Source organism: Azoarcus olearius, from assembly GCF_001682385.1.
Classification (GTDB): domain Bacteria; phylum Pseudomonadota; class Gammaproteobacteria; order Burkholderiales; family Rhodocyclaceae; genus Azoarcus; species Azoarcus olearius.
The window spans coordinates 2,271,873-2,287,730 of sequence record NZ_CP016210.1 but is presented as its reverse complement, the minus strand read 5'-3'; the positions used below and the strand labels follow the sequence as shown (position 1 = coordinate 2,287,730).

The window sequence follows — 15,858 nt, the reverse complement described above, 5'->3', positions numbered from 1 at the left end:
GCGGTATTGCTCCGGTGGTGTGGTCGTGCTGCGAACAGAAAAGTGACTGCGGGAGGGTGCTTCAAATCGTGATCGTGCCCACGCTCGCCCCGCCGCAGACATACAGTGTCTGCCCGGTGACGAAGCTGTTGGCGGGGTCGGCGAAGAACATCACCGCGCGGGTGACGTCGTCGGCACGGCCGACGCGCTGCACCGGGATCGCCTTGGCCAGCGCCTTTTCACGCTCGCTGCCGGGTTCGATCACCGCGTAGTACATGTCGGTCTGGATCGGGCCGGGCGCCACCACGTTCACCGTGATGCCCTTGGGCGCGAGTTCGAGCGCCCAGGTGCGCGCCATGCCGATCATGCCGGCCTTGGTGGCGGAGTAGGCGGTGCGGGTCTGCAGGCCGAGCGCGCCGCGCGAGGACATCAGCACGACGCGGCCGAAATTGCGCTCCGTCATGCCGGGCAGGAAGGCCTGCATCAGGCTGATCGCCGCGCCGAGGTGGATCTGGGTGAGGCCCTGCAGCTCTTCGAGCTTGACCTCGCCCAGCAGCTTGGGCCAGATCACGCCGGCGTTGTGGATGAAATGGCTGACCGGGAACTCGCGGGCGATCTCCTGCGCGGCCTGTTCGGTGGCGGCGGCATCGAGCAGATCGGCCTGCACGGTCTTGAGGCGCGGATGGGTCCAATCCGGTGCGCGCCGCGCCACCGAAACGACGTCGTAGCCATCTTCCAGCATGCGCTTGCAGATGTCGGCGCCGATGCCGGCGGAGCCGCCGGTGACCACTGCGACCATTCGTTCGCTCATCGTGGTCTCCTCAGACGCTCGGGGTCAGCGCCAGCACGCGCAGCGGGCTGCCGGAACCGTTACGGATCTTGAGCGGGGCGGCGAAGATCAGCGCGCCCTGCGGCGGCAGTTGGTCCAGGTTGGTGAGGCATTGCAGGCCGTAGCGGTTGTTGCCGTGCATGTAGTAGTGGCAGGGGTAGGGCGGGTTCAGGTGATGCGCCTGGCCGGCGTCGGTGCCGACCGATTCTGTGCCGAAACCATGCACGTTCCGTTCCTGAACCAGCCAGGGCACCACCTCGGCGTCCGGCCCGGGCGAATGCGCACCGTCTTCGGCCATGTTGAGGTATTCCCTGGGCGTGGTGCGCTTGGACCAATCGGTGCGCAGCAGCACCCAGGCGCGCTCGGGAATGCGGCCGTGCTTCTCTTCCCAGGCCTTCACAAAGTCGATCGTGAGCAGGAAGTCGGGGTTCTCGGCGCACTCCTTCGAGACGTCGATCACGCAGGCGGCGGCGATGAAGTTTTCAGCGGGGATGGAGTCGACCGCGTTGTCCGGCAGGTCCTTGCCGCTGATCCAGTGGATGGGCGCGTCGAAGTGGGTGCCGGTGTGCTCCGACATCGAGAAGTTGTTCCAGTACCAGGCCGGGCCGCGCTCGTCATAGCGCGAGATTTCCTCGACGCGGAAGGGCCAGGGCTGACCGAACTCTGGCGGCAACTGGATGATGGGGAATTCAGGCGTGAGGGTCTGGGTGAGGTCGACCATTTTCAGCCGGCCCGACAGCAGCTCGGCGAGGAATTGGGTGAGGATGGGGGTGGTCATCTGTCGTTCTCCGTTCTGCGTTTCCGTTCCTCCCCCTTCAAGGGGGGCGGAACAGGGGTTTCAGCGAGCCCGCTCGCTGCCTGCGTAGCGGCGAGGCGTAGCCGAGACTCCCGGTTAGGAGGGGGATGGGGTTGTTCTGCGCGCCTATTACCCCATCCCCACCCCAACCCTCCCCTTGAAGGGGAGGGCGTTCACTCGCGCTTTACTGGTTGCCAAGCTCCCGCTCGACCGCCTTGTGGTTCTCCCGCAGCCGGCCGCGGATTTCCTCCGCGATATCACCGACATACGCATCCTCGATGCCGTCCTGCAGCCCCTTGACGATGGCCTTGGCAACCGCCGACGGCGCGACCTTGGGCGGCGGGGTGAGCTGTTCCCACTCTTCCTCGACCGGGCCGGGGAAGACGTTCAGCACGCGCACGCCGGCGCCGCGCAGTTCGGCGCGCAGGGTTTGCGAGGCCGACAGCGCGGCGGCGATCGAGGCCGACCAGGCGCCACGCGAGGGCAGGGCGGCGAGCGCGTGGATGGAGAGCACGTTCACCCACGCCACCGCGTTGTTGGTGCCGTCCGCGGCGCGGAAGCACATGCCCGGCGCAAACGCCTGGGCGAGGCGCATCAGGCCGAGCACGTTCACTTCCATTGCGTCGCGGGCGAGGTTGATGTCCTTGCGGCCGAGAATGCCGCCATCCCTGAGGTAGGCGGCGGTATTCACCAGGATCTCGACCTTGCCGCCGATCGAAGCGGCGAGGCGATCCACCGAATCGGTGTCGGTGACGTCCAGCTCGACCACCTGGATGCGGGCATCCGACGCGACCAGCTTGTCGAAGGCGGGCACCGTCTTCCACGTCGAGGAGTCGCCGAGGAAGACCGCGCTGGCACCGGCGTCCAGCATCGCCTTGGCGACTGCCATGCCGACCGCCGACTTGCCGTCGGTGACCAGCACGCGGCGGAACTTGGGATCGCAGGTCGATTCGCGCATCTGCGGGGCATCGTTCATGTTGGGGGTGTCCTTTTCCGGCAGGGCGTGGAGCACCGCCTGGCCGCTGCGGTCGAGCTTGAGGGTGAGGCGGACGCGGCTGCCGTCGGTGCCGGGCTCGGCGCAGTCCTCATGCACGTGGGCGACCACCGAGGGGCCGGCATCCATCTTGACGGTGCCGACGCGCCACGGCAGGCGTTCGCGGAAGTAGAGGTCGTTGCTGTGGCGCAGCGTGGTGCTGGCGATCAGGGTGCCGCGGTTGTTCACCGGCTTCCACGCGAGGTGTTCCGACAGGCAGTGGCCGCAGACTTCGCGCGGCGGGTACTGCACGGTTTCGCATTCGGCGCACACCTGCATCTCGAACACGCCTTCGGCCGCCGCGCGGGTGAGGCCGAGCGCGGTACGGCTGCGCGGCACCGGCGGCAGGGTGGCGAGCCGGGTGCGCTGGACCGGGTTCTTCTTTTTCGGTTTGGCGAGCGGTTCGGTCATGCCTGCCCCCGTTCGAGGACGGCGGCGCCGGAACACAGGCCGCGGTCGTAGTTGATCATGCCGAAGCCGGACACCATGCCGATCTTCGCGTCCTGCACCTGGGTGCGGCCGGCGCCGCCGGTGAGCTGGCGCAGCGCCTGCACGAAGCCGAGGTAGCCGCCGGCGGCGCCGGCCTGGCCCACCGAAAGCTGGCCGCCCGAGGTGTTGAAGGGGAAGCTGCCTTCGATGGTGAAGCTGTGCTCGCGCACGAAGGCGGGCGCCTCGCCCTTGGCACAGAAGCCGAGGTCCTCGAACTGCATCATGTTGATGACCGGGTAGTCGTCGTAGGTTTCGAGGAAATCAACGTCCGCGGGCGCGATGCCGGCGTGCTCATAGAGCGCATCCTTGTCCATCGCCCAGCCGCCGCGGAACTGGATCGGGTCTTGCGGGAAGGCGTTGTGGCGTTCGATGGTGGAACGGATGCGCACGAAGGGCAGCTTCAGCGCTCGGGCGCGGTCCTCGGTCATCACCAGATAGCCTTCCGCCCCGGCGCAGGGCATCACGCAGTCGAACAGGTGGATGGGGTCGGTGATCGCGCGCGCTTCCATGTACTGCGCCAGCGTCAACGGCTTCTTCATCAGCGCGTGCGGGTTCTTCAGCGCGTTGTCGCGCTGGGCGACGCAGAGCTTGCCGAAGTCCTCGCGGGTGGCGCCGTAGTGCCGCATGTAGTAGTCGGTCAGCAGCGCGAAGCTGGCGTTGGGGCCGCCGGCGCCGTAGGGATAGACCGCGTCCTGCGCGAAGCGGGAGAACTGGCTGACGGTATTGCGGAAGGAATCGACCGCGTTGGTGTCGCCGGCAATGCAGGCGATGACTTCGGCGTCGCCGGCCTGCACTGCACGCGCCGCACGGCGCAGCGCGACCACGCCGGAGGCGCCACCCATCGGGATGTGGTCCAGCCAGCGCGGGCTCATGCCGAGGTGCTGCATCAGGCCGACCGCGGTATCCGGGCCGAGCGTGAAGCTGGAGACGCAGACGCCGTCGATGTCGGCTTTGGCCAGCCCGCTGCCGCGCACCAGTTCGCCGAGCGCGCGGCCCAGCCACCAGTGCGCGCTGCGCGTGGAGTAGCGCGCATACGGGATGGTGACCGGCAGCACGGCGACGACGCCGTCGTAGCCTTGCCGTTTGCGGGTGCTCACTTGTGATCCCCCTGCCGCTTCTTCATTGCGCAGGTGTTCACACAGTCGGGGCTATCGACCAGTGTTGGTGCAAGCGCCTTGAGTTCGCCGCGCTGGATCTTGTTGGTGGTGGTGAGCGGCAGCGCGGGCACGAAGGCGACGTAGCCCGGCGCCTTGTAGTACGCAAGCTGCGACAGCGTCCAGTTCACCAGGTCGGCGGCGGCCGCTTCCATCGCGGCGCGGTCGGCCGGCCAGTCCTGCGCCACCACCAGCGCCATCACCTCGTCGCCGCGCACCGCGTCGGGCACCGCGGCGACGGCCACCGACTTCACCAGCGGGTGCTGCTGCAGCACGGCCTCCACTTCCACTGCGGCGATGTTCTCGCCGCTGCGGCGGATGACGTTCTTCTTGCGATCGACGAAGTGCAGATAGCCGTCGGCGTCGCGGCGCACGATGTCGCCGGTGTGGAACCAGCCGCCAGCCCAGGCTTCGTCGGTGGCCGCCGGGTCCTTCAGGTAGCCGGCGAGGAAGCCGTAGCGCGGGTCTTCACCGGCGTGGCGTACCAGCAGTTCGCCCTGTTCCTCGGCGGCGGCCTCGGTGCCGTCGTCCTTGACGATGCGCACCAGCACATCGGCCTCTTCCTTGCCGAAGCAGGAGGTGCCGATGTGGCGCGGCTCCTTGTTGGCGATGACGACGGCGCCGGCGCCGGTTTCGGTCATCGCCCAGGCTTCCAGCAGCGGGAAGCCGAAGCGTTCCTCGAAGATGCCGTGCAGGGTGCGGTCCACCCCGGCGCCGAAGCCGAAGCGCACGCTGTGTTCGCGGTCGGCCACGGTGGGCTCGGCCTTCATCAGCATCGCCGGCATCACGCCCAGGTAGTGCACCACGGTGGCGCGCGATTCGCGCACGCTCGCCCACCAGCTGCGCGGGTGGAAGCGGTCGAGCGGGATCAGGCAGCCGCCGGTCATCACCATCGCCATCGCGGAGTAGGCCATGGCATTCATGTGCACCAGCGGCAGCGGCGTGATCATGCGTTCGCGGCCGGGTTGCAATGCGGCCAGTCCGCCGATCTCCGAGTACCACTTGCCCGCATGCAGGAAGTAGCGGTTGGGCAGGATGCAGCCCTTCGGCCGGCCGGTGGTGCCGGAGGTGTAGAGCAGGGCGCATTCGGTCAGCTCGTGCGGTGCGGTGTCCGCCAGCGGCGCCGGGAAGGCGGCGGCCGGCGGCAGATCACGCTCCGCCATCACCTTGAACGGACGCCCGGCCTTGTCGGCGGCGGCGATCAGGTCGTCATGGCGATGGGGCAGCGCAACCGCCAGCGCGATCTCCGAATGCCCGATCAGGTATTCAAGCTCGGCCGCGCGCATGTCCGGGTTGATCGGCACCACCGAGACGCCAAGCGCATTGAGGGCAAACCAGTGCAGGAAGAAGCCGGGCCGGTTCTCCAGCAGGATGCCGACGCGGTGGCCGTGGCCGTAGCCGGCGGCGGCATAGGCGGCGCGCAGGAACTCGATGCGCTCCGCCGCCTCGGCATAGCGCAGTTCGCCGGCGGCGATGCCGTAAATCTGCGCGGTCTCCGGCAGGATGCAGAGGAAGGGCTGTTTCGCCCAACGCACCGCGGCGAGCGAGAAGGCCTGATGAACAGTGTTTGCCAAGATGTTCTCCGCCTTACATGAAGAGCTGGATGTTGCCGAAGGCGGCATCGCAATTGACCAGATCGACGCGCTTCTGGCGGATCTTGAGCACGCCATCCACCGCGACGAGTTGATGGGTGGCCCAGCCGGCATACAGCGTCTGCTTGTCCTGGCGGGTTTCGGTGTAGTGGAAGGCGGTGCGCACGGTGTATTCGCCCTTGTCGGCGTCGAAGGCTTCGATGCTCGGGGCCTGCAGCAGGTGATGGCAGCGGCTCTTGGGCTGCTGCGAGAAGGTGCGCTGGCCGTTCAGGCGCTCGATGCGCACGCGCAGCAGCAGCGTGTCTTCGTACAGCAGCGAGGTATGGAGCTTGGGGTCCTGCTGGTCGTGGGCGAGCGGCATCCAGTAGTAGGCGTCGTCGGTGAAGAGCGCGAGCCAGTCGTTGAAGCGCTGCTCGTCGAGCATGCGGGCTTCGGCATAGACGAAGTCGGTGAGGGTCTTTTCGGTGATGGCGGTCATGGCGTTGTCCTTTTGCGGGTGTCGCAGCTCCGTGCGTCGGTGCGCGCGCTCAGGCGGGGCAGGCCCGGTGGCCAAACTCCCTCCCCTTCAAGGGGAGGGTTGGGGTGGGGATGGGGTTTTGCGCAGCCCCAACCCCATCCCCCTTCTAGCCTTCCCCTTGAAGGGGGAGGAACTAGAACCGGGCCGTGACACGCGTGGTGCAACGGCGACGCTTCTCGACTCACATGCTTTCCGTCATGTACTTCAGCCACGCGCGGAACTGGGCGCGCATCTGCATTTCGTTGGTGCCGTTGGTCACCACGTTCTTCTGGTCCTTCTCGGCGGGGTCGTACAGGCGGCCGACGTTGATCCAGTCGCGGCCGCGGGCGTGCAGGCCTTCCTGGGCGCGCTCGTACATTTCGAGGTCGTCGTGGCCGACCACCGAGGTGGGGGCGTTGATCAGGCGGTTGTACATGGTGGTGCGCTCCAGCAGCATGTCCGGCGCGCCGACCAGGCGGAAGGTCCAGGACTCGACCAGCGTCTTGTCCGCCGCGATCGGCTTGAACAGGCGCAGGGTCTGGATCGGGCCCTTGATCATGATGTTGGGCCAGTACACCGTGTTGTGGCGCACGTCACCGAGGATCTGGTGGGCGCGGTCCTCGCCGTAGGCGGCCACCATCTGCTCCCAGTAGCCGGGGATGGCGGAGTAGGCGGCGTGGATCGAGTTGGACACGCCGGTGTGGCCGTGGCCGTTTTCCCATACGCGGATGCCCATGCCTTCGAAGAATTCGTAGGGCGACATGAAGGGCGCGAAGAGCTCCACCGCCATCGGCTTGGGCGTGCCTTCCGGGGCCTCGTTCCACACCCGCACGGCGGTGCCGGCCGAGGATTCGTGGGCGACCATCGGGTGGCAGGTGTCGGTCTGGTTATCGACCAGCATCTTCCAGTTGCAGTTGTGCATGTAGCGCAGCACCCCGCCGGCGACTTCCAGCTTGCCCTCGGGCGAGCGGTCCACCATGTTGTCGATGGTGGAGAGCGATTCGCCGAAGTATTCCTCGAAGCTGGGGCCCCCCGGGTTCAGCCGGCAGAACACGAAGTCGCGATAGACCTTGACGTTCTTCACCGGCGCCATGCCCTGGCTGGCCTCGCAGTTTTCGAAGCCGGTGTTCTCGTAGCCCTTCTTCAGCGGAATCGCGAGCAGGCTGCCGTCGGTCTTGAAGGTCCAGGCGTGGTAGGGGCAGCGGAAGAACTTGCCGGTGTTGCCACAGACCTCGCCCGCCACCTTCACGCCCTTGTGCGGACAGCGGTTGTAGAGCACGCGGATGCTGTCGTCGGTGTGGCGCACCATCACCACCGGCTCGGTGCCGACGGTGGTGGTGTAATAGTCGCCCTTGTTCGGCACCTGGCTGGCGTGGCCGACATAGACCCAGGTGTTGGCGAAGAGATGCTCCATCTCCAGCTCGAACAGCTCCTGGTCGATGTAGGTGTCCTTGTGCACCTCGGTGTCGCGCACCAGCGCGCGGATGGCGTCCGGGTTGCCGCGATACGTGTTGGTCGTGCTCATCGTTGTCCCCCTTGGGTCAGAGATCGAGCACCAGGCGCGGCGTCTTCGCGCGCGAGATGCAGATCTGAATCAGTTTGCCGCCGGCCTTTTCGGCGTCGGACAGGAAGTAGTCGCGGTGGTCGGGCACGCCTTCCAGCACCGTGGCGGTGCACACGCCGCATTCGCCGCGCTTGCAGTCGTACATCGGGTCGCAGCCTTCGGCCTCCATCACGTCGAGGATGGTCTTGTCGGCCGGAATCAGCAGCACCTTGCCGGATTGCGCCAGCTCCACCTCGAACGCCTGATCGCCCGCCACCGGCGCGGCCGCGGCGAAGAGTTCGAAATGCACGCGCTCCGAGGGCCAGCCGCGCGTCTTGGCGCCTTCGATCAGCGCGTCGATCATGCCCTTGGGGCCGCACACGTACAGGTGCTGGGCGGTGTCCAGACCATCGAGCAGGGCGCCGAGGTCGAGCCGGCTGGCGGGGTCGTCGTCGGCATGGACGAAGAAGGCATTGCCGGCGAGCGCGGCGAGTTCATCGACGAAGGCAAGCTGGTCACGGCTGCGGCCGCTGTAGTGCAGTTCAAAGGCGCGGCCGGACGCCTGCAGCGAGGCCGCCATCGCCGCGATCGGCGTGATGCCGATGCCGCCGGCGATCAGCACGATCGGGCGCTCGCCTGCTTCCGCGGCGTGCAGCGGAAAGTCGTTCTTGGGGCCGCTGACCTTGACCGTGTCGCCCACGGCGAGGCCGTGCATGTAGCGCGAGCCGCCGCGGCTGGCGTCTTCGAGCCGCACGCCCAGCCGGTAGGCCAGCGGCGCCTCGAAGGCGGCGGCGTCTGCATCGAAGGAGACGAGGGAGTAGCACCGCGCATCGGCCAGCCCCGGAACGCTCACCTGCAGGTGGGCGCCAGGCGTGAAGGCAGGGAGGGAGCTTCCCGCCGGCGCCCGCAGGTGAAGGGTGCGGATCAGCGGCGTTTCCGCCTCGATCGCGCTGATCGTGAGTTCCAGTTCTGGCATTTCGGTGTCGTCCTCTCTCGTCCCGTTCGATTTTTCTGCCGTGGCTCAGGCCGCTTGGCGGGCCAGTTGATTGCCGGCGGTCAGGTTGCCCTTGAGCAGCATGCCGAGCTGCGCATCGAGCTGGCGGCCCTGTTCGTCCGCCATTGCCGCTTCCAGCAGCTGATGCAGGGTGGCGGCGGCCTGCGGGCGGCCCGCCAGTTCGTCCGCGGCCTTCATCAGCGCGGCAAAACGCTTGTCGCCACGGTCGTGGGTGCCGCTGTAGCCCTTGACGATGCGGCGGCAGTGGAGGGTTTCCACGGCGAGGTCGTAGTCGCCCTTGCCGACCAGGCGCACCACGCGCTCCAGCCAGTCCTTCTGCTGCGCGGTCTCGATCTGGTGGCGCAGCAGGCTGCGGCGGAAGCGGCGCATGCCGGCCAGCGCGTAGAGCGCCAGGAACCAGGTCAGCGTGCCGGTGCGGACGCGGCGGCCGTGTTCCATCTTGCGCTTGACGAAGCCGCCGATGCCCTTGGAGTTTTCCAGCCAGCGGCCGAGGCCGGCGGGCAGGGTGCCGCAGATCTCTTCCAGGCGCGGATGCATGAACTCGGTGGTGTAGACCAGCTGGTCCGCCTTGGCGCCGACTTCCTTCTTGACGCGCTCGAAGCGGCTGCCGCGGGTCTTGAGGTCGGCGACGCGGATCACGTCGTCGTAGCTCATCGCCACCGCAATGCGATGGGCCGCGGCCTGGGTCAGCGCCCAGCCCTTGGCTTCGCCGCCGTTGCGTTCGTCGAGCGCGCGCAGCTCGCCGCACTTCTGCAGGTATTCGGCGGCGTAGGCGACGTCCTGGTAGTCGATCAGGCGACGCAGGCCGGCGACCAGCATGCCGTGCGCGACCGGCGGAAATTCCGCCTTCACCTTGTCGAGCAGCTTCTGCACTTGCGGGTTGGCAACGCGGTCGGGCACGACCGGGGCGGGGCGGCTGGTGTCGATCGCGGCCGGCACTTCCGGCGCCTTGGAGGCGGCTTCGAAACCGAGCGCGAAGGCGCGCAGGCTGGGCTCCACGCCCTTGCCGCTGGAGCGGATGGTTTCCTCGAAGGCTTCGCGGCCGAAGGGCAGGGCGCCCGAACCGGCGATGGCGCCGAACAGGCTGGCCGAGATCACGCTGCCGGCCTTTTCAGCCAGGGCCTGCAGGTCGAAGGCAAGCACGCGCTTCGCGGCTTCGCGGCCGGCGTCGAGCACCTTGTTGGGGTCGCCGATGCCGTTGCCAAGCGCGGCCTTTTCGGTCACCGAATAGCTGCGGTGGGTGGAGGTGATCAGCGTGGTGCGGTCCGGCGCCACCAGCCCGCGCTGCATCGCGCGGCCGGCTTCCATCAGCTCGGCGGCCACCACCAGATCGACGTCGCCCGGGGTGGGCATCATCGCCAGCGTGGGCGGCTTGCCGGCGGCCTTGGCAGCGGATTCGGGCAGCAGTTCCAGGTAGTAGATGGTGGCGCCGGTGCGCTGGGCGACGCCCGGCACCGAGGTGGTCTGCGCCCACCAGCCGGCGTGTTCCGCCATCTCGACGATCCAGTCGGCGAGCACGCCGCCGCCCTGGCCGCCCATGGCGAGGATGGCGATCTTGATCGGGGTGCCCGGGTGAAGAACGATATTGCTCATGTCTGTTTCTCTCCTCGGGCTCACAGGGCGTACTGGGCCAGACGGGCGGCGCGACGGCGCTGCAGCCAGCCGATCACCGCGCTGCGGATCTTCGCGATGAAGCGGTCGCCGCCGGTGGGGTTGTGGATGATGTCGGCGCGGTAGAAGGACGGGCACAGCACCGCCGCTTCGGCCACTTCGCCGCAGTTGCCGCAACCGACGCAGCCGCTGTCGACATGGGCCACCGGATCTTCCTTGAGCGGATCGCCGCTGTCCTTGACCGACAGCGAGGGGCAGCCGGACAGGCGGATGCAGGCATGGTCGCCGGTGCACACGTCCGGATCGACGCCGAAGCGCTCCTTCACCGCGCGCTCGCCCGCTTTCACCTTCTTGGTGAAGATCGGCTTTTCGCGGCGCTGGCGGTTCAGCATGCATTCCGACTGGGCGATGATGACCTTGGGGCCGTCGGTGGTGGTGGTCAGTGCTTCTTCCAGCGTGTCGCGCATGCGGGCGACGTCGTAGGTGCGGTCGATGGTGCGCACCCACTTCACGCCCGCGCCCTTGATGGCGGCCTCGATCGGGTTCTTGGTGGAACGGTCCGGGTTGTCCGCACGCGAGGACGGAATGTCCTGGCCGCCGGTCGCCGACGAGTAATAGTTGTCGACGATGACGATGACGCCGTCGTTCTTGTTGAACACCGCGTTGGCGATGCCGGAGGTCAGGCCGTTGTGCCAGAAGCCGCCGTCGCCCATCACCGAGATCGAACGCTTGCCGGTCTTGACGTTGAAGGCCGAGCTGGACGCCGCGCCCAGGCCGTAGCCCATGGTGGTGGCGCCGAGGTTGAACGGCGGCAGGATGGAGAACAGGTGGCAGCCGATGTCGCACGACACATGGTGTTCGCCGAGGTCGGCCTGGGCCAGTTTCATCGCCGCGAAGATCGGCCGCTCCGGACAGCCGACGCAGAAGCCGGCGGGGCGGGGCGGCACCACGTCGGCGAGCGCCTTGACCTTGGGATGGAAAGTGATCGGCACCGCCGCCGGCTTGGCCTTGGGCACCGGCGCCACCGCGGCTTCGGCCACTTCGTCGGCGGCCACCGCTTCGTGAGTGGCCAGCGCATCCGGCTGATGCGCCTTCAGGAAGGCCTCGATGCCGGCGCGCATCGCCGCGGTGGTGTATTCACCCGCCATCGGCAGCACGTCCTTGCCGGACAGATGGGTGGCGACACCGGCCTTGCGCAGGATGGCGTGCAGGTTCTGCTCGATGTAGTCGGGCTGGCCTTCTTCCAGCATCAGCACCGCGCGCTTGCCTTCGCAGAACTGGACGACTTCCTCGTCGATCACCGGGTAGGTGACGTTCATCACGTACATCGGGATGCGGCTGTTGCCGTAGCTGTCGGCCAGGCCGAGCAGCTGCAGCGCGCGGATCACGCCGTTGTAGAGGCCGCCTTGCAGGATCAGGCCGATGTCCTTGAAGTCGCCGTCGAAGAACTCGTTGAGCTTCCTTTCGCGGATGAACTTCACCGCGGCCGGCCAGCGCTGCTGGATCTTCTCGTGCTCGTGCTGGAAGGAGGCGGGCGGCAGCACGATGCGGCTGGTGTCGCGCACCGGGTTTTCCAGTGCCTGCTTCAGCGTGTAGCGCGGGCGCTTGTTTTCCTTGGTGATGAAGCGGCCATGGACGTGACAGGAGCGGATGCGCACCTGCAGCATCACCGGGGTGTTGGAGGCTTCCGACAGCTCGAAGCCGTCTTCCACCGACTGCACGATGGATTCCAGGTTGGGGCGCGGGTCGAGCAGCCACATCTGCGACTTCATCGCGAAGGCGTGCGAGCGCTCCTGCATGATGGAGGAGCCTTCGCCGTAGTCCTCGCCGATGATGATCAGCGCACCGCCGGTCACGCCGCCGGAGGCGAGGTTGGCAAGCGCGTCGGAGGCAACGTTGGTGCCGACGGTGGATTTCCACGTCACCGCGCCGCGGATCGGGTACATCACCGAGGCGGCCAGCATGGCGGCGGCGGTGGCTTCCGAAGCGCTGGTTTCGAAGTGGACGTCGAGTTCCTGCAGGATCTCGTTGGCGTCGGCCAGCACGTCCATCAGGTGGGAGATCGGCGAACCCTGGTAGCCACCCACATAGCCCACGCCCGACTGCAGGAGCGCCTTGGTGATGGCCAGGATGCCTTCGCCGCGGAACTCCTGGCCCGCGGGGATGCGCAGTTGCTGCACTTCCTTCTTGAAGGAACGCTCAGCCATGAATCGTCTCCTTTCCTGCGGCGCGAACGCCGTTGCTGCTGCAGGCCTGTTGGGGAGGCCGGATGCACGCCGCGCTGTGCGGAGTGCCCGAATGGGCCAGATCGAGGTCGGCCATGTTTTTCTCCTTCGACTCGTCCCGCGTACTGCGCCGGATGTGTTGCAGCGCAAGAGAATCGGGACTGGAATCTACGTTGTGATAACTACTTTAGGAATGAACATTTCCGCTGTCAATGGAAAAGATGAAATTTCATGGATGACCAAAAATACCATGAAAAATCAGACAGGTAGCCTGTTCATTGTGGTGCGCACATGCACCATTCAAGTGCCAGAAAAAAGCCTTTCGGCGTAGGCAATTGGGGCGGTTCCCGTGCTGCAACCGCACATTTTTCGGGGGGTCGCGCACCAAAACAATGCATCAGCATAGGTTATCCATGGATAAAGAAATGCCCGGCAACCTGGGGTTGCCGGGCATGAAAAAGGACGGGCGAGGAGAGGGTGTAGCGGGGTTGCCCGTCCCCGGGGTCGAACTCGGAATTCTGCGGGGCGAGCCCGCCCGGCTCAGGACTCGACGAGCGCGAGCACGCGCAGCGGGCTACCCGAACCGTTGCGGATCTTGAGCGGCGCCGCGAGGATCACCGCGCCCTGCGGCGGCAGCTGGTCGAGGTTGGTCAGGCACTGCAGGCCATAGCGGTTGTTGCCGTGCATGTAGTAGTGGCACGGGAAAGGAATCTCCCACTTGAACGACTGCCCGGCGTCGGTGCCGATCGCCTCAACGCCGAAGCCGCATACGTCGCGCGCCTCGATCAGCCACTGCACCACGCCTGCATCCGGCCCCGGCGTGTGCATGCCGTCTTCCCGGGCGTTGAGGTAGGCCTCCGGCGTGGGCTGCCTGGACCAGTCGGTGCGCATCAGCACCCAGGCGCGCGGCGGAATGCGGCAGTGCTTCTCCTCCCAGGCCTGGACGAAGCCCACCGTCAGCAGGAAGTCCGGGTTTGCTGCCACTTCGGCGCTGCAGTCGATGACGCAGGCGGGAGCGATGAAGTGCTCGGCGGGAATCGTGTCCACCGCGTTGTTCGGCAGGTCCTTGCCGGTGACCCAGTGGATCGGCGCGTCGAAGTGGGTGCCGGTGTGTTCGTTGCAGGCGAAGTTGTTCCAGTACCAAGCCGGCCCGCGATCGTCGTAGCGCGACACCTCTTCGATGGTGAAGGGCGCGCACTGGCCAAACTGCGGCGGCAGCGGAATCGTCGGGAACTCGGGCTTCAGCGTCTGGGTGAGATCGACCACGCGGATGCGCCCGCTGGCGAGATCGGTGACGAAACTGGCAAGTGATGACATCGGGCTTCTCCTGGTGTCCGGGGTCGGGCAAAGGCGTTCTCCGGCCGCTGGCCGGCCGTGTCCTGCATCTCTTTTTACGAGGCTAGGGCTTTCGCGCGCAGCCGACTATCCCGTTTCCGCAGGTGCTTATCCGCCAACGGCATTTCTGCATCGGCGCCGTCGGGTCTCCTGGCCGGCCAGCGCTGGCGGACCGGTGAAACGGTTTTTGCGCTGTCGGGATAAACCCGGAACGGATGGGAGCGCGGGTGGGGCAGGGGCTGCCTAGCATGGTTTCCAACGCTGCGCCCCGGCGCAGTGCGCTTTCCTCACCCCCCGGGGCCCAGCCCCGCACCCAGATCCAGGAGATCGAGATGTCAGACGAACCGGTCATCCGCCGGCGCACCGTGGCCCAGGGACACGCGATCAGCGAGGCCCGCGTCAATAACACCCGCACCCAGAGCCAGTACCAACCCTACAAGGACGCCGCCTGGGGTTTCATCAACCACTGGTACCCGGCCGTGTTCAGCAAGGAACTGGCCGAGGACGAGGTCAAGGGCATCCAGATCTGCGGCATCCCCATCGTGCTGCGCCGGGTCGACGGCAAGGTCTATGCGCTGAAGGACCAGTGCCTGCACCGCGGCGTGCGCCTCTCTGAAAAACCGATGTGCTTCAACAAGAAGACGATCTCGTGCTGGTACCACGGCTTTACCTTCGACCTGAAGGACGGCCGCCTCTCCACCATCGTCGCCAACCCGGACGACAAGCTCGTCGGCACCACCGGCATCACCAGCTACCCGACCGAAGAAGTCGCCGGCATGGTCTTCGTCTTCGTGCGCGAGGACGGCTTCCCCGATTCGGACGTGCCGCCGCTCGCCGACGATCTGCCGTTCCGCTTCCCCGAGAACAGCGAGCGCTTCCCGCATCCGCTGTGGCCGGCCGCCCCGAGTCTGCTCGACGACAACGCGGTCGCGCTCGGCATGCACCGCACCGGCTACGGCAACTGGCGCATCGCCTGCGAGAACGGCTTCGACAACGCCCACATCCTGGTCCACAAGGACAACACCATCGTCCATGCGATGGACTGGGTGCTGCCGCTCGGCATCCTGCCCACCCGCGACGACTGCATCACCGTGGTCGAGGATGAAAAGGGCCCCAAGGGCATGATGCAGTGGCTCTTCACCGACCGCTGGGCGCCGGTGCTGGAGAACAAGGAGCTGGGCCTCAAGGTCGAGGGCCTCAACGGCCGCTTCTACCGCACCTCGGTGGTGCTGCCCGGCGTGCTGATGGTGGAGAACTGGCCCGGCGAGCACATCGTGCAGTACGAGTGGTACGTGCCGATCACCGACGACCTGCACGAGTACTGGGAGGTGCTGGTCAAGGTCTGCCCGGACGAGAAGGCGCGCGCCGACTTCGACTACAAGTTCGAGCGCGTCTACAAGCCGCTGTGCCTGCACGGCTTCAACGACTGCGACCTCTACGCCCGCGAGGCGATGCAGAACTTCTACGCCGACGGCACCGGCTGGGACGACGAGCAGCTCGTGGCCACCGACATCTCGCCCATCACCTGGCGCAAGCTCGCCTCGCGCTGGAACCGCGGCATCGCCAAGCCCGGCAAGGGTGTGGCGGGGGCGGTGAAGACACACAGCATCCGCTTCAAGGACACCGCCGCCGGAAAGCCGCCGGGGTACTTCGTGGAGCAGATCGAGGACTGAGGCAAGGGACGCTGTCGCTCCCCCTTGAAGGGGGGGCGTGGTTCTGTCCCTCCCCCTTCAAGGGGGAGGTTAGGAGGGGGATGGGGTT

13 protein-coding genes are annotated in these 15,858 nt (G+C 66.9%); 2 read left to right on the top strand and 11 right to left on the bottom strand.

Going from position 1 to position 15,858, the window contains the following annotated elements; all coding sequences use genetic code 11:
• Positions 1–61: 61 nt before the first annotated feature.
• From dqs_RS10530 to dqs_RS10485, 10 genes are all read right to left on the bottom strand, one after another.
• Positions 62–790 (bottom strand): SDR family NAD(P)-dependent oxidoreductase, encoded by a 729-nt coding sequence (locus tag dqs_RS10530; protein ID WP_065340450.1) that lies wholly within the window; start codon positions 788–790, stop codon positions 62–64.
• A 10-nt stretch (positions 791–800) separates the two neighbouring features.
• Positions 801–1,586, bottom strand: coding sequence for a cyclase family protein (locus dqs_RS10525; RefSeq protein WP_065340449.1), 786 nt, complete (start codon positions 1,584–1,586; stop codon positions 801–803).
• A gap of 202 nt (positions 1,587–1,788) precedes the next feature.
• The gene (locus dqs_RS10520) at positions 1,789–3,048 is read right to left on the bottom strand and encodes an SDR family NAD(P)-dependent oxidoreductase (RefSeq protein WP_065340448.1); all 1,260 of its coding nucleotides are present in this window, start codon (positions 3,046–3,048) and stop codon (positions 1,789–1,791) included.
• Positions 3,045–4,223 carry a thiolase family protein gene (locus tag dqs_RS10515; protein WP_065340447.1) on the bottom strand — a complete coding sequence of 393 codons (1,179 nt, stop codon included), beginning with the start codon at positions 4,221–4,223 and terminating at the stop codon, positions 3,045–3,047. The genes dqs_RS10520 and dqs_RS10515 overlap by 4 nt, the downstream gene beginning before the upstream one ends.
• The gene (locus tag dqs_RS10510; protein WP_065340446.1) at positions 4,220–5,854 is read right to left on the bottom strand and encodes an AMP-binding protein; all 1,635 of its coding nucleotides are present in this window, start codon (positions 5,852–5,854) and stop codon (positions 4,220–4,222) included. Before dqs_RS10510 ends, dqs_RS10515 begins: the two co-directional genes overlap by 4 nt.
• A gap of 13 nt (positions 5,855–5,867) precedes the next feature.
• A complete protein-coding gene (locus dqs_RS10505) occupies positions 5,868–6,350 on the bottom strand; it encodes an aromatic-ring-hydroxylating dioxygenase subunit beta (protein WP_011765716.1) in 483 nt (160 codons plus the stop codon).
• 220 nt (positions 6,351–6,570) lie between these two features.
• The gene (locus dqs_RS10500; RefSeq protein ID WP_011765715.1) at positions 6,571–7,893 is read right to left on the bottom strand and encodes an aromatic ring-hydroxylating dioxygenase subunit alpha; all 1,323 of its coding nucleotides are present in this window, start codon (positions 7,891–7,893) and stop codon (positions 6,571–6,573) included.
• A gap of 16 nt (positions 7,894–7,909) precedes the next feature.
• Positions 7,910–8,887: a PDR/VanB family oxidoreductase gene (locus dqs_RS10495; RefSeq protein ID WP_065340445.1), complete on the bottom strand. Its 978-nt coding sequence runs from the start codon at positions 8,885–8,887 to the stop codon at positions 7,910–7,912.
• 45 nt (positions 8,888–8,932) lie between these two features.
• The gene (locus dqs_RS10490; protein WP_065340444.1) at positions 8,933–10,519 is read right to left on the bottom strand and encodes an indolepyruvate oxidoreductase subunit beta family protein; all 1,587 of its coding nucleotides are present in this window, start codon (positions 10,517–10,519) and stop codon (positions 8,933–8,935) included.
• Between the two features lie 20 nt (positions 10,520–10,539).
• Complete coding sequence (locus dqs_RS10485) at positions 10,540–12,744, bottom strand: indolepyruvate ferredoxin oxidoreductase subunit alpha (RefSeq protein ID WP_065340443.1); 2,205 nt, start codon at positions 12,742–12,744, stop codon at positions 10,540–10,542.
• Between dqs_RS10485 and dqs_RS20780 the strand changes: the two genes are divergently transcribed.
• Positions 12,743–13,093, top strand: a complete 351-nt coding sequence (locus tag dqs_RS20780) for a hypothetical protein (RefSeq protein WP_157108178.1) — start codon at positions 12,743–12,745, stop codon at positions 13,091–13,093. The genes dqs_RS10485 and dqs_RS20780 overlap by 2 nt on opposite strands.
• Before the next feature lie 209 nt (positions 13,094–13,302).
• Here dqs_RS20780 and dqs_RS10480 read toward each other — a convergent pair whose 3' ends face one another.
• Positions 13,303–14,079 carry a cyclase family protein gene (locus dqs_RS10480; RefSeq protein WP_065340442.1) on the bottom strand — a complete coding sequence of 259 codons (777 nt, stop codon included), beginning with the start codon at positions 14,077–14,079 and terminating at the stop codon, positions 13,303–13,305.
• A gap of 350 nt (positions 14,080–14,429) precedes the next feature.
• On the opposite strand from dqs_RS10480, the gene dqs_RS10475 reads away from it, so the two are divergent.
• Positions 14,430–15,770 (top strand): Rieske 2Fe-2S domain-containing protein, encoded by a 1,341-nt coding sequence (locus dqs_RS10475; RefSeq protein WP_065340431.1) that lies wholly within the window; start codon positions 14,430–14,432, stop codon positions 15,768–15,770.
• Positions 15,771–15,858 lie beyond the last annotated feature (88 nt).